This is a genomic window from Robertmurraya sp. FSL R5-0851, from assembly GCF_038002965.1.
GTDB lineage: Bacteria > Bacillota > Bacilli > Bacillales > Cytobacillaceae > Robertmurraya_A > Robertmurraya_A beringensis.
The window spans coordinates 816,696-840,477 of the sequence record NZ_JBBOOE010000001.1 but is presented as its reverse complement, the minus strand read 5'-3'; the positions used below and the strand labels follow the sequence as shown (position 1 = coordinate 840,477).

Below are 23,782 nucleotides of genomic sequence, written 5' to 3'. Positions count from 1 at the left end.
GTTTCCATTCACATCGTAAATACATGGGTGGGTTCCCGGTCCCACCCATGTATGCATTCACGTTAATTTGTCGTTCTTTTTTTCTCAACAATTCGTACTTCATACTTCTCTAACGATACGTCTCCTAGCAATTCTTCACCGGTACTCTTATCTGTTACTGGTAACTCAAAGGTAACCACTTGATTTTCCTCAGTGAAATTCATAACAAAAATGAAGTCACTTTCAGGAGCATTCCTTACTTGTACTGAGACCCCCTCTCCATGTTTTACTGAAGACACAGATTCTAGAGCCAACTCTTTCATTATTTCTTCATAAAAGTCCCTTTGGAACTGATCTTCTAATCGTCCACCGATATAGTAAGCCTTACCTTCTTCATATTTGTGGCTGGTTACAGCTGGGGTATTGGCATAAAAATCAGCTGTGTATACACCCTTTACTGTTGCAGTATTTAGTTCAAGGATCGTAGCATAATCCTTTAATTCATACGTACGACCTTTATACTCCACATAGTTTCGATCTTTTGGATAATACGTATCGGTTTCAACTGGTTTTAAGCCAAAGATATCCTGTAGATCTTTATGCCATCCACCTAAGTACGTTAAGTCATACTCATTTACAAGACCACTAATATAGGTCATGACAAGTGTTCCGCCTGCTGCGACAAAGGATTTTAAACGTAAAATGGTTTCTTCACTCATTAAATAAAGCATCGGGACAATTAATAGTTTATAAGATGAAAAGTCTTGCTCCTTTGTAATCACATCTACAGGAATATCTTTTTCCCAGAAAACCTTGTAGTGCTGTTGCAAGGTTTGAGGATAGCGTTTGGTGTCCAATCCGAATCCTTGTGCGTCATTTAGAGCCCAGTTGCTTTCCCAATCGTAAAGAATAGCAACATCTGCTGGACGATTCGTGCCGACAATATCAGATAGATTTTCTAATGTTTTTCCAACTTGAGCTACCTCTTGGAAAACACGATTATTCGTACTGTTATCATGATCCACCACAGCACCATGGAATTTTTCTGATGATCCACGTGATTTTCTCCACTGGAAGTACATCACACTATCCGAACCATGAGCTACCATCTGCATGGAAGATAGAAGATGCATACCTGGTCTTTTTGCTTTGTTCACACTATGCCAATTTACCAAGCTCGGAGTGGATTCCATTAGCAAGAATGGTTGTTGTTTTAAACTACGATACAGATCATTAATGAAGCCAACCTTCATCGCTAAATTCGCCGTACTTTCCCAGTCATTATGCCACGCTGGATACGCATCCCAGCTAACCACATCCACATGCTTCGCAAATTTACTATAATCTAGTGATTGAAACGGAATTAAATCGAATGTGTCTGCCATAAAATTCGTTGTGATTGGCACTTCTGGCGTAAGTTCTCTTATTGGAACAATCTCATTTTCATAGAAGGAAATCGTTTGATCGGTAACAAAACGTCGCCAATCCAGGTTCAATCCATGAACCATACTTTCCCCAATCGGAGAGGGTGATTCAACCTGAGACCAATCACTATAGGTGTGACTCCAGAACGGTCCCCACCAAGCATCGTTTAATGATTTAAGATCATTTTGATATTTGTTTTTTATCCATTGTCTAAAAGCTATCTGACACTGATCGCAGTGACACTCTCCACCATACTCATTTGAGATATGCCACATCAATAATGCCGGATGACTACCATATCTTTCTGCTAACTTGCGGTTCATTTCCTGTGTTTTTTCACGATAAACAGGAGCTGTAAAACAGTGATTATGTCGTCCTCCATGTAATTGTTTCACTCTAGAAGAGTTTACACGAAGAACCTCAGGGTATTTTTCCGACATCCAAGCAGGGCGTGCTCCACTTGGTGTAGCTAAGATGACTTTTCCACCGATACTGTGAATATCGTCAAAGATATCATCTAACCATTCAAAGTGGTACTTGCCTTCCTCTGGCTCCAATGCACTCCATGCAAAGATTCCAACAGAGAATGTGTTCGTATGGGCTAACTTCATTAATTTAATATCATCTGCTAAGATTTCTGGATGGTCCAGCCATTGATCAGGATTATAGTCTCCCCCGTGAAGCATGAATTTCGCATTTGTTGTATAGGTTTTATGATGATTTTTCATTGTCGTCTCCTTCTACTATTGACTTTTTTATGAAATCAACCCTTCGTTCCACCAGCTGTTAGTCCTGATACAAAGTGCTTCTGAAGCAAAATGAATATAATCGCAATCGGAATACTGATCAGTATGGCTCCAGCTGCAAAGGTCGTGTAGCTAGCCCCCATTACATCATTAACGAGGTTATATAATCCAATCGGTAGGGTGTACGCCTCAGGTGTTCGTAAAATGGTTGATGATAAAACGAAATCTCCCAGCGGCCCGGTAAAACCATTCATCGCGACGACCGCAATCATTGGTCGTGATAAAGGCATAAGGATTTGTAAAAAGATCCTTGTATTACTTGCTCCATCAATTTTCGCGCTTTCATCCAAGTCCATGGGAATCGAGTCCATATATCCTTTCATCAAATAAGTGTTCATAGGAATTTGTCCACCAATATATAAAAGGATTAATAGCCAATGACTATTCATCATGCCTAGTATTTGCGCTAATACAAATAGAGCAATTAGAGCAGAAAATTGTGGAATCATTTGTAGTAATAGAAACAATGTTAAGGCTTTTTGTCTTCCCTTAAAGCGAAACCGAGAAAATGCATAGGCAGTAAAAGAAACACTTATTACCGTCCCTATCATGGTAAAAACACTAATTTTCAAGGAATTTGCATACCATTTTCCATATTGCAAACTTTCCTTCCCTGCAAACAATTCGCGATAATGATCAAGTGTAGGGTTTTTAGGAATGATGGACGTGCTAATCAAGCTGTTTCCCGGATTAAAGCTCGCACCAACGGTCCAAATTAATGGATAAATAATGATCACTGTCATAAAAACTAATATCAAATGTGTAAACAGGAGACGAAAGAATTTTTGTTTTTTCATATCTTTCAGCATCCTTTAAGCCCCCTCTTTAAAGGAATTCGTACGTCTAAATTGCCATAGTGCAATCGCGATAACAAATACTGATAGCAAGATGGTTAATGCAGCCGCCAGTGAATACTGACTCGATTGCATCGTTAATTTGTATATCCATGAAACGAGTATATCCGTTCCTCCAGCCGTCGATCCTGGTACAGCAGGTCCACCACCATTAAATAGATAAATAATATTAAAGTTATTAAAGTTAAACGTGTATTAAGTAATAATGATCGGAGCCATTGCGATTAAAATCATAGGCATTGTAATATGGCGAAACTTTGCAAAAACAGACGCTCCATCAATCGTTGCTGCTTCATAAAGGTCATCCGGAATGGACTGAAGGACACCTGTTGTTACTAAGAAAATATAAGGGAAACCTAACCAGCCCTGCATAAGAATTAATGCTACTCGTGTCCAATTTTCATCAGTTAGCCACGGAATGGACTGAATTCCAAAAGCAGCCAGTATATCGTTATTGATTGCCCCAAAGCTATCATTAAATAATCCTGCAAATATTAAGATCGTTACAAACCCAGGTACTGCCCAAGGAAGAACAAGAACCGTTCGATAGAACTTAGTAAATTTCACATCTTTCTGATTGACTAAAACCGCAAGAAACACTCCAAGGCTCACCTGCAAAGTAGAAGCCACAAGCGTCCAAATAACCGTCCAAGCTAATACATCAAAGAAGGTAGAACGCCAAATATCAACGGTGAAGATTTCAAAAAATGTTTCTAACCCGACCCAATCAGCTAAGTTAGCCGGTGGAGAATGGTATAAATCGTAGTTCGTAAACGCTAATGCGAAACTAAATAAAATAGGGAAAATGACTGCAAATATTAAAATAAAGAGTGATGGTCCACTGATCACATAAGGGTAACCCTGCTCAATTAAATTGCGGTAATCCTCCTTAAGAGAATGCAGCCGCTGATTTTTATCTCTCAAAGCCCCGTTCTTATAAGCATCTCGTAGATTAATATAGTAAAAGGCAAGCCCAAAAATCGTTACAATGACAGCAATAATCCCTTCCGCAAGGAGAAAGATCGAGTTATCTCGGGGCACTTCCGTTCCAAGTGTGAAAAGCCCCCAAAATCCCATATTCAATAAATCACCAAATACTGCAAAAAACGAAACCGCTAAAAGTAGAAATAAAAGCCCTTTTATCCACTGCTTATTGTAAAATTGACCAAGCCCTGGAATGATTGATAAAAGCAAAGCCGTTTTGCGATGTTGCACTTTTTTCACCTCTTATTAGACGTTCGTGTGATAGATTCCGTCCTTATAATAAATGGTGTCAAACATAAGGACCGTTTGACACCATTGTTTACTTACAAATTATTTTCCACCATGCTTCGCTTCGATCTGTCCTTTAATCGTTTCAACGGCTTGCTCCAACGCTTCTTTAGGTTGAGCTTTACCAGTTGCGATGGTTTGCAGGGCAGAGTCTGTTGGTGTCCAAACTTCGTTCATTTCTGGAATGTTTGGAGTTAATTCAGCAAATTGCGATTGCTCAGCTACCGCTTGGGCTGCTTCACTTTCTGCTACAACAGGATCATTAGCAAGTGCTTGTACAGCTGGAACTTCCTTGGTCACTTCATATCGAGCTTTTGAATTTTCTTCATTTGCTAAAAATACAACTAACTTCTCAGCAAGTTCAGCATTTTTACTATAAGAGCTCACATTATAACTCTTCACTCCAACGAACGAACTCATATTCTCACCATTTGAAAGCTCAGGTAATTTGGTTACACCAAAATTGATTCCTGCTTTTGTAAATGGATCAATATTCCAAGGACCTGAAATGACAGCAGCAGCTTTTCCTTCCGTAAACAACGATTCAAGAACATTAATTCCTTGTTCACCAATGATTCCAGCTGGAAATAGACCTTCTTTATAGAACTTTTGAATATACTCTGCCCCTTCAAGAGCACCTTTGGTATTTAACCCGATATCGGCAGGATCGTAATTGCCTTTGTCATCGGTTCCGAAAATATATCCACCATACCCACTCAAAATGCTTTGTGCATAGTAGATTTGGTCAAACAAAGCTAGGAATCCAAATTTTTCTCCATCCGTTACCTTCTTAGAGTAGTCATACCATCCGTCAAGAGTGGTTGGAAGTTCTGCTTCAGAAACTAAATCTTTATTGTAATAAAGCATGGTAGTTTCTACAGCTTTAGGTAAACCATACACCTTGTTTTCTACCATTTGCGACTTCATAGCTACTTCTGTATAAATAGATTGAACATCTTCAGCTACATTTAACTCTTTGATTAATCCTTCGGTTACCGCCGTTCCAATTTGGTCTCCCGGCATGGTAAGTACATCTGGTCCTGTACCACCCGGTCCATCCATACGTAAATCTTCTATTTGTTGAGCATAGGCTTTTTCAACTACTTTCACCTTTACTCCATTTTCTTCTTCAAACTTAGCAATCGCATCTTTAATACCTGCTCCTTTTTCAATATCCTCCCAAACTAGTAAATCATACTCTTTGTTCTTGGAAGAATCGTTCGAACCAGTACTCTCCGTACTACTTTCTTGAGGTCCACACGCTACTAAAGATAAACTTAAAGCAATACCGCTCATAACGCTAAAATACTTTTTAAACTTCTTCATAGCTTACATCCTCTCACATTGGTTTACATTTTTATTGAAAGCGCTTCAGTAATTAAAATATATCACTAACAGTAAAACTTGTAAATATATTTTTACTAAAACTAGTAAAAAAATTTCAGAAAAGTATTTTACTAACGATTATATGGTATCAAACAGTACTTTTTATCCTTTCATTCCAAACCCCAAGTATTCAATCTTCACTACGAAATATACCGTATTCCACTATTTTTTTGCCATATACATAAATAACTATACTTATTTTTAGTAAAAAATTTTACCTGAATAGCCGTTTAATATAGCAAACAATCAATACCTTAGATGCAAAAGTGTGAGCAATTGCATATGGCTCGATACTAGCCTCTGACAAATTAAATATAAAAAGGAGAGCTCCCCATTATTAGGAAGTTCTCCTTATCTATTAACTACATTCATTCTTTTCCTTTGATTACGCTGTTTTAGTACTTTCCAACTTATATAACCAATCGTCATGGCTCCAAGCATAACTAGTAACATGGTTTGATATTCAGTAATCCTATTTATCATTTGTTTAGCATCACCGTCATAATAACGACCAATACTTAACAAAAGGAAAGTCGATGGCCCTATTCCTAACATCGTAAGTGCCGTATAAGGAAGAACTTTCATATTAGACATTCCTGCAATAAAAGGAATCACGTTACCTAAATGAAGGGGACTTAATACCGCAATACTCCACACACCATACTTGTTCAACCGATTCTTTACCTTTACCAACTTTTCTCTTTGAGTCAGGTTCAATCTATTTTCAACAGAATTCCCTAATTTATATCCAATGGTATAAGGGATATAGCTCCCGAGAGCATATAAAAAACTTCCAGTTAGTGAAATCCATGCTACTTCAATCCAGGATAAATTTAAAATAAACCCTACTGTGACTATAAAAAAAGTTCCAACAAAAGGAAAGGCACTTCCCTCAATGAATAAGGAAAACAAAATTCCGCCTATCCCCCATTTATCTATTAGTGTTAGTAGAAAGTCCGTCATAAAACCACTCCATCTTATTTAAGATACTATAAGTATAAAGTGACTTTTCTTATCTAAATAGAAACCAAGGTTGTAACTTCTTCTAAGACTCGAGATGTAGATTTCACCATAACTAAATCATTAATATCTCACGAATATCATCTTCTGTAAGAGAAGGAGTGGAATTCCGCTTAGAATCAATAATCTCTGACACAAGATCTCTCTTTTTCTCCTGCAGTTCATTGATTTTCTCCTCGATAGTCCCGCGTGCAATCAGCTTGATCACTTGCACTTCATTCGTCTGACCAATCCGATGTGCACGGTCTGCCGCTTGCTCCTCCACAGCCGGATTCCACCAAAGGTCATATAAAATAACCGTATCCGCCCCTGTTAAATTCAGTCCCGTTCCACCCGCTTTTAACGATATAAGAAAAATATCCCGTTCACCATCGTTAAATCGATTGCATCTTTCTAGACGTTCTTCCGAAGGTGTCTGACCATCCAAGTAGAAAAAAGGGATCCCTTGATTAGCTAGTTCCCTGCCAATCAGAGTGAGCATTTTCGTAAACTGAGAAAAAATCAGCACCCGTCTTCCAGAAAACTTTGCTTCATCCACAATCTTCATGAGCTGTTCAAATTTTGACGAACTTCCTTTATATCCATCTACAAATAAACCAGGATGACAACAAATCTGTCTTAATCGCGTTAATCCAGCCAAGATTTTAATCCGATTTTTCCTTATCGTGTCCTTGTCCAAATGCTTTAACGTATCTTCTTTCAGTTTGGCAAGATACGCGGCATACAAATTCTTCTGATCTGGGAGAAGCTCCACGGTCTCTATCCACTCCATTTTTCCAGGAATGTCAGAAAGTACCTCTTCCTTCATTCTTCGCAGTAAAAACGGGCGAATCCTCCGAGCAATTTGCTTTCTTGTTAGATTGCTGTACTCCTTGAATCCGAGAAAAAGTTCAGGAAACACAACGTGGAAAATAGACCAGAGTTCTTCTAAGGAATTTTCCACCGGAGTCCCTGTAAGGGCAAAGCGATAATTAGCTTGTATCCTTCGCACGGCTTTCGCTGTTTGTGAAACTGGATTTTTAAAGGCTTGTGCTTCATCAAAGAAAACCACACGAAACGACTGTTTTTGGTACCAGGTCAAATCTTTTAATAACAATGGATACGAGGTGATCAAAACGTCTAACCCATCCAGGTTATTCTGAAGTTTTACCCTTTCCGTTTTCGTTCCATCCATCACAACGGCTTGTAGCTCTGGAGCAAACTTCATCATTTCACTTAACCAGTTATACGTTAGAGATGATGGACAGACAACAAGAACAGGTAGCTTTTTTTCACGTATGGTAGAAAGCTCTGACAATATGAAGGAAATGCTCTGCAAGGTTTTCCCAAGTCCCATATCATCTGCTAGAATTCCGCCAAATCCAAAATGGGCGAGCGTTTTCATCCATTGGTAACCTTGCTTCTGATACTCATGGAGAATCGGCTCTACCGGTTTTGGTACTTCAAACTTCATTTCACCTGGATTTTGAATGGTATTTATAAATTGACGAAAGGAATCCTCAAACATAAATACTTTACTATCACCATCTAAAAGCTGTAGCCCTCGAACGACAGGGATGTTTAATTCATTTTCCCAATCTTCTGGTTGGATGGGAAGTGAATGAAGGAAACGATCAATTTCTTCAAATTCTCTTGTTTCCAACGAGAGCAGCGATCCATTTTTCAAACGATAGTATTTTCGCTTTTCCTCTAACGCTGCTAGCACGGCACGAATCTCTTTCTCTGCCATGCCCTCCATTTCAAACTTGAATTCAAGCCAATTGGTTCGTTCTTTTTTCATTTTAATCCGGATTTTAGGGTGGGCACTTTCCTTGAACAACCGGTTTCTGACAGCTGTCGTTGCATATATTTGCACGAGCTTCTCTAGCTTCGGAACAGCATGATATAAAAATTCATACTCCAATTCCTCATTATGCAGAACATATCCACTGTCCGTCGTTGCAAATGAACTTTCCTCCATTAGCTTCAGGATCGCTTGCTCTTTCCCAACATCCCTTGCTGCAATAAATCTTGCTTGTTGTTGATGACTTTCTAGTGGGTTAATTACTATATTTTCATAGTGAAATTCCAATCCCGCGAGAAGCCGATTACTTACTCGATCAAGGTACAACTTCGCTATGAGCGGCGTGTGAAAGAGTTGATTGGAGACGGTAGATGATATTTGCACGGTTCCCAACTTTTTTAAACCTGGAACCACTTTTTCCAAGAAAAAGTCAAATTGTTCCTTTGGAATGGGAATACTCCCTGCCTTCGTATTTTCTAACATCTGTTTCATTTCAACCAGTCGGTCCATATCTTCATAAGGAATTTGGTATATCTCCCCTTTAGCCAAAACAAGTCCATATGAATCCATCACGATGATTTGATCCAAGCCTTGAACTTTCAGTTGATAGCCTCCACCCTTTACGTCTGTTACTTCAAATTGCAAAGGAAGCGTATTTTTAGAAAGTCGGATTCCGCTATAAGTGAGTTCATCAACCTGTAAACTTACTTGTGGTGCTTTTACAAGAAAAGGGAGTAGCCTTTCCCAAGATGTTGGCGTGATCAGTAGCATTTGGCTGTTTGGTACAACACCATGCACCTTTTCATCATGGATCACTTGAACAAGCTGTGAAATCACCGCGTCCGTTTCTCTTTGGAAACAATGAACACTCGGATCAAAAGTAAAAGTATCTGAAAGGGCTATGGGTGTCCCTTTTTTCATGTTCTCTAGGAAATCTCGTATATCTTGGACTAAAATGGATTGAATAGTAAGCTCTACCCCTAGCATCTCTTTATCCATTACGGAAATGATTTTGCAAGTAATTGCAGCCTCTACGACTTGCCGATTTTCAAAATGGAGCTGATGTCCACTCGACCTCTTGGGTTGATTGGCAAACAGGGTTAACAACCCGTCTGTTAGTTCCTGATTCGCTGTAGGATGCTCGCTTGGTATAAAAGGGACCGTCCCTTTTTTCTGATAGTCATAAATGGCTAATAACACAGCAGCAATATGCTGACATTCATTTTTAAAAGAAGGGAGTGAAGGACAGCTACAGTTCGTTTGAAAATCACCGTGATCCACGGCTACTTTCACTTGAAATTCCTCCGCGCCCGTAACCGTTGCTTCACACCCTTGAGGATGATAACTCTGGAATGTTACTCGATCCGCACGATAAAAAGAATCTCCTCGTTTAAAGGAGACTGTACCACACATGTCTTTTATGATTTTATGATTTAATCGTATATTCACGTATGCCTCTCCTTTCTAGAGGATCATTTGTCTCAATTATTTTACCATCAAAAGACTAGCAGACACCAAAAAATGCCCAATTAACTCGTTGGGCATTTTTTCTTCTATTGTATAGTTAGCTTAAATAACCGATCGTCACCTTCCCGAGGATTGCCTCTTCCATCACGATTATTGGTGATGGAATATAGCGCATTTTCTTCAATTAGAATATCCCGCATTCTTCCCGCACCTTCAAATATGGTTTCCACTTTCGTACCCGTGAGGTCGACTACTCGAATACTTTCGCCACGTAAGGTCGCTACATAGATATTCCCGTTTTTTATTTCAATTCCAGATGGAGCCCAAGTTTCCTCTCCAGTATGGAATAATGGAGTTACCATATTTGAAGCTTTTTCGTCACCCTGAATCACAGGCCAGCCATAATTCTTCCCAGCTTCAATTTGATTAATCTCATCATGCGCCGACTGTCCATGCTCAGAGCTATAAAGCTTTCCATTATTATCCCATGCTAGTCCTTGAGGGTTTCTATGTCCATAAGAATACACATATGAATTTTTAATTGGATTATCATCTGGTATGGAGCCGTCTAATTCCAAACGCAAGATTTTACCCGCTAAGCTACTGACGTTTTGAGCATGATTAGGATTCCCAGCATCTCCAGCTGTAGCATACAATTTGCCGTCAGGTCCGATTTTGATTCGTCCACCATTGTGAATTCTTCCACCAGGAATTCCTTCAAGAATAACGGAAGTTTCCCGCCATGTATTTTGATTAAGTTGGAGAACGACAATACGGTTCAACACTTCTCCATTTTCTTCATAGGTATGGTACGCATATGCTTCCTGATTGCTATCAAAATTTGGAGAAAGTATGAAACCCAAAAGCCCTCCTTCTCCGATATGAAGGACGTCTTTTGTCACATCCACCTGTTGCATCGTTTTTGAGCCATTTCCACCATCCACTTTAATCACACTTCCCGTACGTTGACTCAAATAGAAGGTTTGATTGTGTTTAGTAATATTCCAAGGAATCTGTAAATCCGTCACAATCACCTCCGCTTGCCTTGCAACGACCTCACTTGCTTCATTTTCATTCGATAATTCATCATCTCCTGCACAACCCGCAACAAAGAAGATTGCCGTTAACGTGATCAGGTATTTTTTCAATGATACCACCTCGATTTTTTTTCTAGATAGAAGTTTAGCCATTTGTTTACAATAATAAAATGATTCTTACTTACTAAAAAAAGAATACTCAAAGAAGGTTTCATTTGTTTACACTTTTTTCGGACTTTGAAACGACTCCTGAATCCGGGACTGTCCGATTCAAAGGCGTATTCGGACTCTGTATCCTCTCACAATACCGGGGCTGTCCGAATCATTCGCTCATTCGGACTCTGAATCCACTCACAATACCGGGGCTGTCCGAATCATTCGCTCATTCGGACTCTGAACCCACTCACAATACCGGGGCTGTCCGAATCATTCGCTCATTCGGACTCTGTATCCACTCACAATACCAGGGCTGTCCGAATCATTCGCTCATTCGGACTCTGAACCCACTCACAATACCGGGACTGTCCGAATCATTCGCTCATTCGGACTCTGTTACCTATGGCCGAGCCGTTTCTGTCCAAATCACAAATTCTCTTTATTCATTCTTCCCCATCAGCTTCTTCACTACTTCTTTCGGGTCCCAACAGTTAAATTGATAGGTTGGTTTCGTATCAAATCCTAGTCGGGAGCATCGGTAAGTCACTTTCCCATTCTCTTTTTTTACTTCATAATTCACACATGAGGCACAGCAATGGAAATTCTTCACATATTTTTCCTCCTAATCAAGGATTCTTTTATTATAATATTAAGTGTAATTACAGTAGAATCCTAGAGAAAGGAGCGTGTTTTTCCGTTGAAACTCATTTCTATTTGTCCAAGCAACACCGAAATTGTGGCTTATTTAGGATTAACTTCTTCACTAATTGGAGTTGATGATTATTCTGACTGGCCCGAGGAGATTAAAGAGTTACCGAGATTAGGGCCGGATCTTCATATAAATATGGATAAGGTCGAAGAATTACAGCCTGATCTAGTATTAGCCTCCCTCACTGTTCCTGGAATGGAACGTAATATTGAAGAGTTAGAGAAACGCAACATCCCTTATGTAATCGTTCCTAATCCAACAACTCTACAAGAGGTAGCTGATTCTTTATTATTTGTTGGAAAAGCTACAAATTCCATTGAAATAGCAACCAAAGCTTATGAGATGTTCATTTCAAAAATTAGAGACTACAAGGCTCTAAGCAAGAAGGTTGAAATTCCTAAAACGATCTACTGGGAGTGGTGGGCGAAACCAGTATTTACCCCAGGGGCAAGCAATTGGCTAACCGAAATCAGTCAGCTTGCTGGTGGACACAATATTTTTGCTGACCGCGAGGAAGCGAGTGTTCAAACCGATTGGGAAGATGTACGTAGAAGAAACCCTGATGTCATCTCAGTTGTTTGGGTCGGGGTACAAAAAGAGAAAGTGAACCTTAAGGTTATCCTCAAACGCCCTGAATGGGATCAGATGGATGCCTTTAAAAATCAGCAACTATATATACTGGATGAGCCATTGTTTTGCAGACCTTCCCCGAGGTTACTACTAGGCTTGGCGAAAATTGCTTCCCTTCTACATCCAGACATTTATCCTGTTTACAATGAGAACAATGAACTAATAGGATAATAAAAGACCATTGTCTAAAAACAGACAATGGTCTCACAAAAACTAACTATAGAAACAATCCAACCGTGGTTCCGGTTAAGATCGAAGCTAATGTTGCCGCGAGTAACATTTTTAGTCCAAACTTAGCCACAACTCCCGCTTTTTCGCCATTAATCGCTTGAATGGAACCAGAGATAATTCCAATCGAACTAAAGTTAGCAAACGAAACGAGGAAGGTTGATACAATTCCCACCGTACGTTCACTCAAGTCCGGAATCAATGGTTGGAATTCGAGCATGGCAACGAACTCATTTGTAGCAAGTTTTATTCCCATGATAGAGCCTGAAGTCAAAATTTCACTAGCTGGAATTCCCATCATGAAGGCAACCGGTGCAAACACATAACCTAAGATTTCAGTTAGAGAAATGCCGATTAATCCTGCGAATGCCGCATTAATTAAAGCCATTAGACCAACATAGGCCACTAACATCGCCGCAACAATTAACGCAACTCTTCCACCATCTATTGCACCCACACTGATCGCTTCAAAAATCGATTTTGATTGGGAAACTTCTTTTAAATTAATTTCTTCATCTTCTCCTGAGCGAATAGGCGCTACAATGGTGGCAATAATTAAAGCCGAAAAAGCATTTAAAATCATGGCTACTAAGACAAACTGTGCTGGGATCATGCTCATGTAAGCCCCCATAATACTTGCACTTACACTTGCCATGGCACTCGTAGATACGATGAACAATTTATTATCGTTCATTTTATCTAAATGGGCTTTAATCGCCAATAATGATTCACTTTGACCAAAGAAAATAGAGTTGACGGAGTTAAACGTCACTACCTTTGATAAGCCGGTAATTTTTGAAATAGCCCCACCTATGTATTTGATTGCTAATGGTAAAATCTTGATATGCGTTAGAATCGATAATAGGGTCGATGTAAAGATAATCAACATCAAAACATTAATAAAAAATACAGATGTATCTTTAGGAACTAATCCGCCTGTGACAAAGTTAATCCCTTCATATCCATAAGTTAATACTTGCGTGACGAAATTGGATACTACTTCCACAATCTTTAAGCCGACAACCGTCTTAAACATGACAATGGTAATGGTAAGCTGAAGGGCAAACATAATGACAATCGCTCGAAAGTTAACCCCCTTCTTATCATTTGATAAAAGGTAGGCCAATCCGAGGGTAAGGATAATGCCTAAAATGCCGATAATGATACTCATACTGTTCTCTCCTTAGATGCATGTACAAAGTTACTTTCTACTATTATGCCTACTTTAAACAATAACTTTTCCATTTTATCTAATTAAGTTTTGCTTTTCTAGTGTCCTACGTGTATTTATAATTTTCCCAAAAATAAAACAATGCTACTCAGGTGGCATTATTAATCATGCAACTCAGGTAGCATTGCTCTTTTTTTATGTTCCACAATAGGTTCGATAAGGTAGCCCAGTTGATTCTGGCAGTTGACAGTATTCTTCTTGCACTGAGGTATAATCGTATGGATTGGATAGTGCTTGAAGTAATTTATCCATGACACTAAAGTCCTCTTGCTGGGCAGCATCCAAGGCTTCTTCCACTCGATGATTTCTAGGGATGATGGAAGGGTTGCTTTTTCTCATTAATTCTAATGTATCTTCTTTTGATTGTTCCTGCCTGCCGAATCTCTCCTGCCATCTCTTATACCAGTCGTTGAACTCTGTTGTTCCTTGAAGGACCGATTCTTCATGCGCTTCACGTGTTAATGCTCTAAAAGTATTGGTATAATCGGCTTTATATTGATTCATCACGCTTAGAAGATCATTTATCAGCGTTTCATCCTGCTCTTCTGCATTAAATATCCCAAGTTTTGCTCTCATTCCTTCGAGCCAATACCCGCGAGAGAGCTCCGGATATTCGGATATGGCCTCTTGAGCTATTTTTACAGCTTCTTCATCGTTGTCATGAAGCAGATCCAATAATGTTTCAGCAAACCTAGCTAAGTTCCAACCTCCAATTCCAGGTTGGTTTCCATAAGCGTACCGCCCCTGCGCATCAATGGAGCTGAAAACAGTTTCCGGATCATAGTTGTCCATAAATGCACAAGGACCGTAGTCAATCGTTTCCCCACTGATCGTCATATTGTCTGTATTCATTACACCATGAATAAATCCAACAAGCTGCCACTGGGAAATCAATTTTGCTTGCTGGTTAATGACCGCTTTTAAAAAGGAAAAATATTTATCCTCCTGATCAGCAATTTCCGGATAATGTCGGTTAATGGTGTAATCAGCTAACGCTCGAGTATCTTCAACTGAGCCCCATTTCGCCGCATACTGGAAAGTACCCACACGGATATGACTGGAAGCCACACGGGTCAAAATGGCACCAGGTAAGTTGGTTTCCCGAATAACCGGTTGTCCTGTTGATACCACTGCTAAGCTACGGGTTGTAGGTATCCCGAGGGCATACATTGCCTCACTAATAATATACTCCCTGAGCATAGGACCCAATGCCGCACGACCATCTCCCCCTCGCGAGTATGGTGTCCTCCCTGGACCCTTTAGCTGAATATCATATCGCTCACCAGAAGGGGTGATATGTTCACCGAGCAAAATAGCCCTTCCGTCTCCTAGCATCGTAAAATGACCAAATTGATGGCCCGCATACGCCTGAGCGATCGGTGAGGCACCTGCAGGAATGCCATTTCCAGCGAAAGTTTGAGCTGCATCCTTAGATTGCAAAGCCTCTAAATCTAATCCAAGCGACACCGCCAATGATTCATTAAGCTTAACTATCTCAGGTGACCGTACTGGTGTTGGATTGGTACTTGAATAAAACGTCTCTGGAAGTCTGGTATAGCTGTTATCGAAGTTCCATCCTAATTCATTTGTTATTGTCATCGTAATTTTCACTTCTTTCAGCTTTTATATAGTTTTCATTCTTAAAATCGACTCATGTTTTTTCCCTTTTTAGAGTCCAACGTTGCTTCATTAATTATACCTTTTCATACAAAAAGAGCTAAGCACATTGCTTAGCTCAAAATTTGATTAAGACTGTTTCAAATAGCTCCATGCATACTGTGCATACAATTCAGCTCCTGTTACAAGGGCATCTTCATCAATATTGAACCGCCCATGATGATGGGCCCATTCGGTATCCTTGTCAGAATTCCCACTTCCAACTAGCGCAAAGCTTCCAGGGGCATGTTCGAGGTACATGCTAAAATCCTCCCCGCCCATCGTAGGTTCCTCATGGTAGATCACCTGCTCCCCAAAAGCTTCCCTCGCTACCTGCTGTACGAGCCTAGCAGAAGTTTCTTCATTTGTTACAGCATCTGTACCTCGAATATATTCCACTGCAGCAGTTGCTCCATATAAAGAAGCAATCTGTTCAGCATAATGCTCAATTTGAGCGTGGATATGTTCTCTTGTTTGAGGATTGAAGCATCGAACGGTTCCTTCAATTCGTGCATTTTCAGCGATAACATTAAATCTTGTGCCCACGTCCATCTTCCCGACTGTCAGAACGGCCGGTCTTAGAGGATCAATGGTACGTGAGACAACCGACTGAACATTCATAACAAAAGATGAAGCTACAATGGCTGCATCGACACATTGATGTGGCATGGCCCCGTGACCACCTTTCCCCTTAAAAATTACTCTAAAAATATCTGCTGAAGCAAAGGATGGACCAGGGGTACAGGATATTTTATGAGTTGGCATTTGCGACCAAATATGAATACCAAAAACATTGTCAACCCCATCCATTGCTCCTTGCTTTATTAATGCTTTTGCCCCTTCCGCAATCTCTTCAGCCGGTTGAAAAATAAGACGAACCTTTCCCGACAGCTCTTGGCTTATTTCCACTAAAGCTTTAGCCGCAATTAGAAGCATTGCCGTGTGAGCATCATGACCACAAGCATGCATTTTCCCTTTTACACTAGAAACATAAGGTAAATCCTTATTAAGTTCCTCTACCGGTAAAGCATCCATATCTGCCCGTAAAGCCACTGTTTTTCCAGGCTTTCCACCTTCAATCGTTGCAATGACTCCAGTGGGTTCTGTTCTCCGGTACGACACTCCCATATTATCTAAATATGCGCATATAAATGCTGTGGTTTTTTCTTCTTCCCATGGCAGTTCAGGTTCCTGATGAAACCTTCTTCTAATTTCTATCAGTTCTTCTTGATTGTTTTGAATAAATTCCTTTAAGTAAGAGTGGATCATCATTGAGCCTCCGTCAGTTTTTTCGCAACCTCGTAAAAAATATGAACAGCTTTTTCGATGTCCTTTGAATCTGACCACTCTTCTGGACAATGACTCAAACCAGCCTTACTAGGAATAAAGAGCATACCGACATTGGTAAAATCAGATAATACCATCGCATCATGGCCTGCTCCACTGTTAATTGAACAATAAGGAATGTCTAATTTACTACTCTTCCCTTTTAAAAGTGAAACAATTTCTTGATTCATCGCCTTAGGTTTCATATATAGGAGATCTTCCACCGATATGTGTATTCCGTCACCTTGATAAGAGGAGACCAGTTCCTTCACTTTTTCGACCACACTTACTACTTGTTCTTCCTTACCTGAACGAATATCAACCGAGAATACCACCTTATCCGGGATGACGTTCGCTCCGTTCGGGAATACATTTAGACGGCCTGTTGTCGTCACCGTTCCATTTCCTTCCTCTTTTGCGAGTTCAGGTAATTGAGCAATAATCTTTGCTGCAACAACAAGCGCATCCGCGCGTCGGTCCATTGGTGTAGTTCCTGCATGACCGGCTTGTCCTTTGACCGTTACCTCTAAATGAGTGAGTCCGACGATAGATTCAACAATACCAATTGGAATCTTTTTTTCTTCTAGGATAGGACCTTGTTCAATATGCAATTCAAGAAATGCTTTCATTGTTCTTGGATTTCTTTTCTTTGGCAAGGTCGGATCCAATCCAATCTTTTTCATCGCATCCACCGTGGAAATACCGTTTGAATCCTTTAGCTGGAAAAAGTCTTCTTCACTTAGCAAACCAGTAATTCCTCTTGAACCCAAAAGTCCGCCGCCAAACCTTGACCCTTCCTCTTCGACTAAAGCAACCACTTCAAGCGGGTATTTTGGTTTTAATTTATTTTTTACAAATAGAGCTGCCACTTCAAGTCCAGCTACCACTCCAGCTGGACCATCATACGAACCACCATTAGGTACTGAGTCGAAATGAGAACCTACTAGCACACTAGGTCCTTCTAACTCACCCTCAAGTTTGCCAAAAATATTACCAAACCCATCTTCAGTAACCTCTAAACCGAGTTCTTTCATTTGTAATTTAATATAGTCCCTTGCTTTTAAATCCTCTTGGCTATACGTAAGCCGAGTCGTGCCAAACCCAGGTGTTGCCGTATATTCACTTAACACATCAATATGCTTTTCAATTCTACTTTTAACTTCTACCATTCTATTCTCTTCCGTCCTTTCCCTATAAAAGTCCAACGAAAATCCCGGCTAATACGACTGATACAATTGTAACGGTAATAAATCCTCCAACAAGCATCGGTGGAAGCATGTGACTAGTAAGCATTTCTCTTTCTTTTTCATTTTCTGTTAAAGACTTAATTACTTCGTTTGTAATTATATAGTCTGCTGGGAATCCATATAAAGCTGTTAAAGAAACTGCAAAAGCCATGTTCTTGCTAACTTTTAAAAGCTTTCCAGCAATGAATGAGAAAATGTACATTCCAATCAAAGCTAAACCAATCGTTCCAACAAGTGGCCAAATAATTTCTAGCATCATACTTGGGGTGGCCTGTTTTAACCCGTCAAATATAAACAACATAAGCGCCATAATCGCAAAGCCAAATCCGTTTGCTTTTTGTAATGCTTGCGTTTCAAGGAATCCGATACTTTTAGCAATAACCCCAAACAATAAGCAAAGAACAAATGGACTTACACTAACTACAGAAGCTAATAATGTGGAGACAAGATAAGCCAAGTATGAAACAACTGCTAATCTAAATAGTTTAAAGAAATCCGTATTGTATTTCTCAGGCATATGTTTAAAAAGTTTAAGCTCTTGAGCAGGGGCAGTTGCCGTTGCTGCGGTTTCCTCCTTCGCTAGTGTTTGATCGATCGAAGAAAGTTGACCATTTCGGTACTGTTCGAGAAGTTTTTTCCCTTCTTTTTTCAATACAATTGATGTAATTGGATATCCAGCAAATCCCTGCATAACGTAGATAACAATTGCAAAAACAGATAATGATGCTAAACCGGCTTCCTTTGCTCCTTCAGACATGATCAACGCCGACACAACTCCACCTACCAATGGAGGAATAGCAACAACAATCGTTTCATATCCAAAAATAAATGTACCTACTGCAAATAGTAGAGCAACAATTCCTAAAATTCCTGATAAAGCAATAACTATCGTTTTCCATTGAGCTTTCAGTTCTTTTATTGAAAGCAACGTACCCATATTCGTAATTAACAAATACATCATCATTACAGCTACAACGGACGGCACACCTGCCAAAGCAACTATGTCCTGCGGAAAGAATGTCCAATACCCAATTAAAAATAGAACTGCACAGACAAATACGGAAGGCACCCATGCCTTTGTTCGAACCGCAACAAGATCTCCAATAAATAAAATAAGTACTAAAATAACTAAAGCTAACATTTGGGACACGGCAGTTCCCTCCTTTTTTCTTTTTATATTTCGATAAACGAAAATTATTTACCTAATAATAGTATAATTATACTTTTCAGTCAATTTAAATTATTTAAAATTTTAATAAAACCGCTCTCATTCTGGTTTTGTCAATATATACCTTATAAGACATTTGTGCATCAAATTATATTAAAAAACCTCTCTTCTTATTTCAAAGGGGTTAATTAAGTCAAAACTAATTAAACTATGTACGTATTTATTTAGGCAACAGAAAGGAAAAGGATGATGAAAAAAGTTCTATTTTTAATATTCAACATGATTTTAATTGGAATGTTTTTCACTTTTCAACTGGCACTAGCCACTGAAAAAGTGGAAGAAGCAAGCACTCCCCTTCAAAAGCAAGGCCAACATATTCTGATGACCAGGGAACAATTCAAGGATTGGTTATTAAATAGTCAAGTTCATCGGAAAATTAGTCTTATTCAGCAGCATCATACTTGGGCTCCAGCTTATAATCGATTCAATGGTTCCAATCATTTTCGTTTACTTCAAGGCATGGAAAATTATCATAAAAATCAAATGCACTGGAAGACCATCGCACAAAATATCACAACTTTCCCTGATGGAAAAATTGCTGTATCTCGCCCATTTGATATGGCTCCTGAAGGTTCGATTGGGGCAAAAGCTAATTCCGTAGGCATCGCCATCGAAAATGTAGGTAATTTTGATAAAGGACAAGATGTCATGACTGCTGAACAAAAAGAAACCATTGTGTACATTACCGCCTTGCTTTGCCTAAAATTTAACCTCACCCCATCAGTAGATACCATCACCTACCATCACTGGTGGAATTACAAAACCAAACAAAGGGTGCTAGATAATTCCAAAAGCTATGAAGTGAAACCTTGTCCTGGAACGAATTTTTTCGGAGGAAATACGACCACTGCTGCTAAAACGTATTTTTATCCTTTAGTGTCACGAAAAATGGCCGAGCTAAAATAAATAGAAAAAGTAGGTTGGTGAATACCACCAACCTACTAGTTATCTTAGGATACGGCTTGTTCCTTTATTTCTACATCTTGTTCTCTATACTCATGTTTTCCGATAATTCCTGCTTCCCGATCCTTCTTTTCTAATTCCAAAGCTTTCGGTACCGATAACCAGTACGCTAATCCAATGCTAATTACACCTGCACTTAGCTTCCCTATAATGATCGGGAGAATTAATGTTGGTTGGAAATTGGCAGTGAATGAAAGGTGATCTCCCAGTAAAAACGCTGCACATACAGCAAACGATATATTGATGACTTTGTCCTTTGGTGACATCGTACGAACTAGCTTGAACATCGCTAAAATATTGGCAATGGTCGCAACCAATCCCGCACTTCCTTCTTTACTTAGCCCAATCTTTCTTCCCATTGCTTCCAACTGTTTCCCTGCATATTTTTGTAATAAATAAACCATCGGAAACGCTCCAGCTAACATAATACCAATATAACCTGCCGTCTCAAGTGCACGAAACTGGTCATCTGCATCGGCCATAATGGGATGGAACCCCCATGAACCAAACAACTTTGAGAAAAGACCGGTAAAGATTTCTACAATCGAGAACACTAACACCAGTTTAATTCCTGCATCCATGATTTTTCCAAACCACATAAATCCTTTAATCATTACATCTGGTAAAAAGTATAGTCCAGCAGCTAATACTAAAACAAAAATAATAAGTGGGGATAAGTTCGCAAATATTTTTAAGTAACTAATCGTAAATTCATAGCTAGAATCAGTTGATGTTGAAATTACGTCTCTTATTTTAGAATTTGTTACAACGACTAACACACTTGATATAAATGCACCTATCGGAATAGTTAAAATCCCAGACATCACACCTAACGCCATATATTTATGATCACGTTTATCTAACATAGCTAAGCCCATTGGAATTGAGAATACAATGGTAGCGCCTGCCATAAATCCAACGATCATGGCCATAATCCAGCCTTCATAAGAAGTGGCCAACTCTTGTGCTAATTGATATCCTCCCATGTCAGTCGCAAGAATCGCAGTGGCGGCTATTGCTGGGTCTGCTCCTATTGTTGCAAAGAATGGACCACATACCTTGTTAATAAACCAAGAAAGGTATGGTATAGAAGCCATAATACCAGCTGCTGGGACAAAAATATGTCCAACTGCATGTAAGCCTTCCATAAATTGTTGCCCTAATCCTTGCTCACTGTTTTTAATCGCGGCAAAGGCTCCTAATATTGCACATGCCATAATAATATAAATAACAATTTCACCAACCATGACCATTCTTTTTTCCCCCTTATGGATGTTTTTTAGTTACACAACTAGACTGACTCCACTCGCTTTTTGCTCGAGCATTTTATTGACCAAGGTTCCGATATGAGCAGCCGCTTCAATCGGTGGTGTCCCATTTCGATGGATATTGGAAATCACCATTCTTTCTGACTCCTTCATTCCTTTTCGTGGTCGATAGCACATATATGCGCTAAGTGAATGGGCGCATACAAGGCCTGGTCTTTCTCCTATTAATAAAATAAAGGCTTCCGGTTTTAGAATTTCTCCTATGGCATCCATACAAGCAACCCTCCCCCCTTTTACAAAAAACGGGGTTCCCACATCGATTTGATAGAAAGAAAGAGAATCCAATAGTGCTGGATACACATCTAGTACATTCTCATTGATCGCACTAGCACTTAAACCATCAGAGATCACGATCTGCACTTGAGGATTACGGATACATCTTTCGCGAATAAGCTGTTCCCCTTCTACTGATAAGATCCTACCTTTATCAGGCCTTTTTAAATACTGTTCCTTTGTTTCATAGCGTGTTTCTACTGTAAAGAGATTAAATTCTTCTAATAACTGGGAGGAAACCTCTCCATACACGGCATCAACAGCAGCCGCATGATCAATTCGAAACGATAAAAAGTCCTTGGTTAACGGCCTTGTTCCGGTTCGGCCTACTCCGATACGAGCAGGGGTAAATTTCTTTAAAGCTTCCAGCTGAAGTTTTTCCATTTCTGTTCACCTCATTTTTAAACGTTTTGTAAGAAGAAGGTCGGATCTCCCGCTAATTTGGTTAGCCTCCCATTTTCCATTAGTCCAAGTCTCTCAAGCCATCCCTTAAATGCTGGAGCTGGTTCTAAGCGTAAAACGCTTCGCAATGTCGCAATATCGTGATAGCTTAAGGACTGGTAATTAAGCATGCAATCATCAGCCATTGGAACACCAATGACAAAGTTCACACCAGCCGTTCCTAATAAGGTGCTTAATGTATCCATATCATTTTGGTCTGCATTCATATGGTTCGTATAGCAGACGTCTACCCCCATTGGAAGACCGTGCATTTTTCCCATAAAATGATCCTCTAACCCTGCACGTATCACCTGTTTGCTGTCATATAAATACTCGGGGCCAATGAACCCAACCACTGTATTCACAATAAAAGGGTTGAACTTTCTTGCTAGGCCGTAGCACCTTGCTTCTAATGTGACCTGGTCTATATCAAAGTGAGCATCAGACGAAAGTTCTGAGCCTTGCCCCGATTCAAAATACCAGCGGTTCGGACCCGTTGCTGTTCCTATTTCATTAATCATGGTGGTGGCCTCTTCTAGCATGGAGAGCGATATTCCAAAAGACTCATTTCCTGCTTGAGTACCTGCCAGACTTTGAAAAATTAAATCTGCCGGAGCTCCTTTTTCGATCGCACGCATTTGACTAGTAACATGGGATAAAACACAGTTTTGGGTCGGAATCTGAAATTGATCAATCACTTTCTTTGTTTCATGTAATAAAGCAGAGATATTTTCCGTGGTATCAATAACAGGATTAATTCCAATCACCGCATCACCAATCCCAAAGCTTAAAGCCTCATATAAGGATGCTGTCATCCCCTTTAAGTGATCGGATGGATGATTCGGCTGTGCTCTTGAAGCAAGAACACCTTGTTGGCCAATTTTTGTTTGACAATGTGTAATAATCTTTATTTTTGATGCCGCTTGAACCAAATCTAGATTAGACATGATTTTTGCTACTGCAGCAATCATTTCACTAGTTAACCCGCTGCCCAATGTGAGCAAATCCTTGCCTGTGTGCTCATCACTCAAAATATATTCTCGTAAATCAGCTACGGTCCAATTCTTAACCAACTGATAAACTTCTTCATTCACATTGTTTTCAATGAGCTGTGAGACATCATCGGTGTCAGGATCTAATAAGGGTGTATTCCGAATATCAGAGAGGAGAATATCAGCTAGCACGAGCTTGGCAGCCATTCTTTCCTTCATATTTTCAGCACTAATCCCCGCTAAATCATCCCCTGAGCGGCTCTCATTTGCTTTTGCCATGATTTCTTTTAAGCTATGAAACTCATAGGTGAGTCCATATAAAGTGGTTTTTCTATACATGCTAGG

General features: G+C 39.7%; 17 protein-coding genes and 1 pseudogene. 2 read left to right on the top strand and 16 right to left on the bottom strand.

Annotated elements, in window-relative coordinates; all coding sequences use genetic code 11:
- Positions 1-62: 62 nt before the first annotated feature.
- The 8 genes and pseudogenes from MKX65_RS04320 to MKX65_RS04285 form a co-directional block, all read right to left on the bottom strand.
- On the bottom strand, positions 63-2,132 hold the full coding sequence (locus tag MKX65_RS04320) for a beta-galactosidase (RefSeq protein WP_340902535.1): 2,070 nt from the start codon (positions 2,130-2,132) through the stop codon (positions 63-65).
- Between the two features lie 35 nt (positions 2,133-2,167).
- A complete protein-coding gene (locus tag MKX65_RS04315) occupies positions 2,168-3,019 on the bottom strand; it encodes a sugar ABC transporter permease (RefSeq protein WP_160547334.1) in 852 nt (283 codons plus the stop codon).
- Between the two features lie 3 nt (positions 3,020-3,022).
- Positions 3,023-4,279 (bottom strand): annotated as a pseudogene (locus MKX65_RS04310) (ABC transporter permease subunit).
- 99 nt (positions 4,280-4,378) lie between these two features.
- The gene (locus MKX65_RS04305; protein WP_160547333.1) at positions 4,379-5,662 is read right to left on the bottom strand and encodes an extracellular solute-binding protein; all 1,284 of its coding nucleotides are present in this window, start codon (positions 5,660-5,662) and stop codon (positions 4,379-4,381) included.
- A 411-nt stretch (positions 5,663-6,073) separates the two neighbouring features.
- A complete protein-coding gene (locus MKX65_RS04300) occupies positions 6,074-6,685 on the bottom strand; it encodes a VTT domain-containing protein (protein WP_160547332.1) in 612 nt (203 codons plus the stop codon).
- 112 nt (positions 6,686-6,797) lie between these two features.
- On the bottom strand, positions 6,798-9,974 hold the full coding sequence (locus tag MKX65_RS04295; RefSeq protein WP_340902531.1) for a DEAD/DEAH box helicase: 3,177 nt from the start codon (positions 9,972-9,974) through the stop codon (positions 6,798-6,800).
- Positions 9,975-10,078: 104 nt separating this feature from the next.
- Entirely contained in the window at positions 10,079-11,140 is a 1,062-nt protein-coding gene (locus MKX65_RS04290) for a PQQ-dependent sugar dehydrogenase (protein ID WP_340902530.1), read from the bottom strand.
- Positions 11,141-11,624: 484 nt separating this feature from the next.
- A complete protein-coding gene (locus MKX65_RS04285) occupies positions 11,625-11,795 on the bottom strand; it encodes a hypothetical protein (protein ID WP_340902528.1) in 171 nt (56 codons plus the stop codon).
- Between the two features lie 87 nt (positions 11,796-11,882).
- Between MKX65_RS04285 and MKX65_RS04280 the strand changes: the two genes are divergently transcribed.
- On the top strand, positions 11,883-12,695 hold the full coding sequence (locus MKX65_RS04280; RefSeq protein WP_340902526.1) for a cobalamin-binding protein: 813 nt from the start codon (positions 11,883-11,885) through the stop codon (positions 12,693-12,695).
- A gap of 46 nt (positions 12,696-12,741) precedes the next feature.
- Here MKX65_RS04280 and MKX65_RS04275 read toward each other — a convergent pair whose 3' ends face one another.
- The 5 genes from MKX65_RS04275 to MKX65_RS04255 form a co-directional block, all read right to left on the bottom strand.
- Positions 12,742-13,923 (bottom strand): NupC/NupG family nucleoside CNT transporter, encoded by a 1,182-nt coding sequence (locus tag MKX65_RS04275; protein ID WP_340902524.1) that lies wholly within the window; start codon positions 13,921-13,923, stop codon positions 12,742-12,744.
- A 195-nt stretch (positions 13,924-14,118) separates the two neighbouring features.
- Positions 14,119-15,582, bottom strand: coding sequence for a protein adenylyltransferase SelO (locus tag MKX65_RS04270; protein WP_340902521.1), 1,464 nt, complete (start codon positions 15,580-15,582; stop codon positions 14,119-14,121).
- Positions 15,583-15,729: 147 nt separating this feature from the next.
- Positions 15,730-16,908 (bottom strand): M20 family metallopeptidase, encoded by a 1,179-nt coding sequence (locus MKX65_RS04265; protein WP_340902520.1) that lies wholly within the window; start codon positions 16,906-16,908, stop codon positions 15,730-15,732.
- Positions 16,908-18,134, bottom strand: a complete 1,227-nt coding sequence (locus MKX65_RS04260; RefSeq protein ID WP_340902518.1) for a Zn-dependent hydrolase — start codon at positions 18,132-18,134, stop codon at positions 16,908-16,910. Before MKX65_RS04260 ends, MKX65_RS04265 begins: the two co-directional genes overlap by 1 nt.
- A gap of 22 nt (positions 18,135-18,156) precedes the next feature.
- Positions 18,157-19,362: a hypothetical protein gene (locus MKX65_RS04255; protein ID WP_340902516.1), complete on the bottom strand. Its 1,206-nt coding sequence runs from the start codon at positions 19,360-19,362 to the stop codon at positions 18,157-18,159.
- Positions 19,363-19,626: 264 nt separating this feature from the next.
- On the opposite strand from MKX65_RS04255, the gene MKX65_RS04250 reads away from it, so the two are divergent.
- Complete coding sequence (locus tag MKX65_RS04250) at positions 19,627-20,346, top strand: peptidoglycan recognition protein family protein (RefSeq protein ID WP_340902513.1); 720 nt, start codon at positions 19,627-19,629, stop codon at positions 20,344-20,346.
- Between the two features lie 44 nt (positions 20,347-20,390).
- Here the strand turns inward: MKX65_RS04250 and eutH are convergent, their stop codons facing one another.
- From eutH to MKX65_RS04235, 3 genes are read right to left on the bottom strand one after another with little or no spacing between them, the layout of a single operon-like run.
- Positions 20,391-21,656 (bottom strand): ethanolamine utilization protein EutH, encoded by a 1,266-nt coding sequence (gene eutH / locus MKX65_RS04245; protein ID WP_160547325.1) that lies wholly within the window; start codon positions 21,654-21,656, stop codon positions 20,391-20,393.
- 30 nt (positions 21,657-21,686) lie between these two features.
- Positions 21,687-22,388 (bottom strand): ethanolamine ammonia-lyase subunit EutC, encoded by a 702-nt coding sequence (eutC, locus tag MKX65_RS04240; protein WP_340902511.1) that lies wholly within the window; start codon positions 22,386-22,388, stop codon positions 21,687-21,689.
- 17 nt (positions 22,389-22,405) lie between these two features.
- Complete coding sequence (locus MKX65_RS04235) at positions 22,406-23,776, bottom strand: ethanolamine ammonia-lyase subunit EutB (protein WP_340902510.1); 1,371 nt, start codon at positions 23,774-23,776, stop codon at positions 22,406-22,408.
- Positions 23,777-23,782: the final 6 nt, after the last annotated feature.

Bases quoted from the DNA above. Each gene is read 5' to 3' on its own strand.
- MKX65_RS04320 (WP_340902535.1), bottom strand. From the start codon at position 2,132: ATGAAAAATCATCATAAAACCTATACAACAAATGCGAAATTCATGCTT.
- MKX65_RS04250 (WP_340902513.1), top strand. From the start codon at position 19,627: ATGATGAAAAAAGTTCTATTTTTAATATTCAACATGATTTTAATTGGA.
- MKX65_RS04275 (WP_340902524.1), bottom strand. From the start codon at position 13,923: ATGAGTATCATTATCGGCATTTTAGGCATTATCCTTACCCTCGGATTG.
- MKX65_RS04305 (WP_160547333.1), bottom strand. From the start codon at position 5,662: ATGAAGAAGTTTAAAAAGTATTTTAGCGTTATGAGCGGTATTGCTTTA.
- eutC (WP_340902511.1), bottom strand. From the start codon at position 22,388: ATGGAAAAACTTCAGCTGGAAGCTTTAAAGAAATTTACCCCTGCTCGT.
- MKX65_RS04300 (WP_160547332.1), bottom strand. From the start codon at position 6,685: ATGACGGACTTTCTACTAACACTAATAGATAAATGGGGGATAGGCGGA.
- MKX65_RS04235 (WP_340902510.1), bottom strand. From the start codon at position 23,776: ATGTATAGAAAAACCACTTTATATGGACTCACCTATGAGTTTCATAGC.
- MKX65_RS04315 (WP_160547334.1), bottom strand. From the start codon at position 3,019: ATGCTGAAAGATATGAAAAAACAAAAATTCTTTCGTCTCCTGTTTACA.
- MKX65_RS04265 (WP_340902520.1), bottom strand. From the start codon at position 16,908: ATGATCCACTCTTACTTAAAGGAATTTATTCAAAACAATCAAGAAGAA.
- eutH (WP_160547325.1), bottom strand. From the start codon at position 21,656: ATGGTCATGGTTGGTGAAATTGTTATTTATATTATTATGGCATGTGCA.
- MKX65_RS04260 (WP_340902518.1), bottom strand. From the start codon at position 18,134: ATGGTAGAAGTTAAAAGTAGAATTGAAAAGCATATTGATGTGTTAAGT.
- MKX65_RS04270 (WP_340902521.1), bottom strand. From the start codon at position 15,582: ATGACAATAACAAATGAATTAGGATGGAACTTCGATAACAGCTATACC.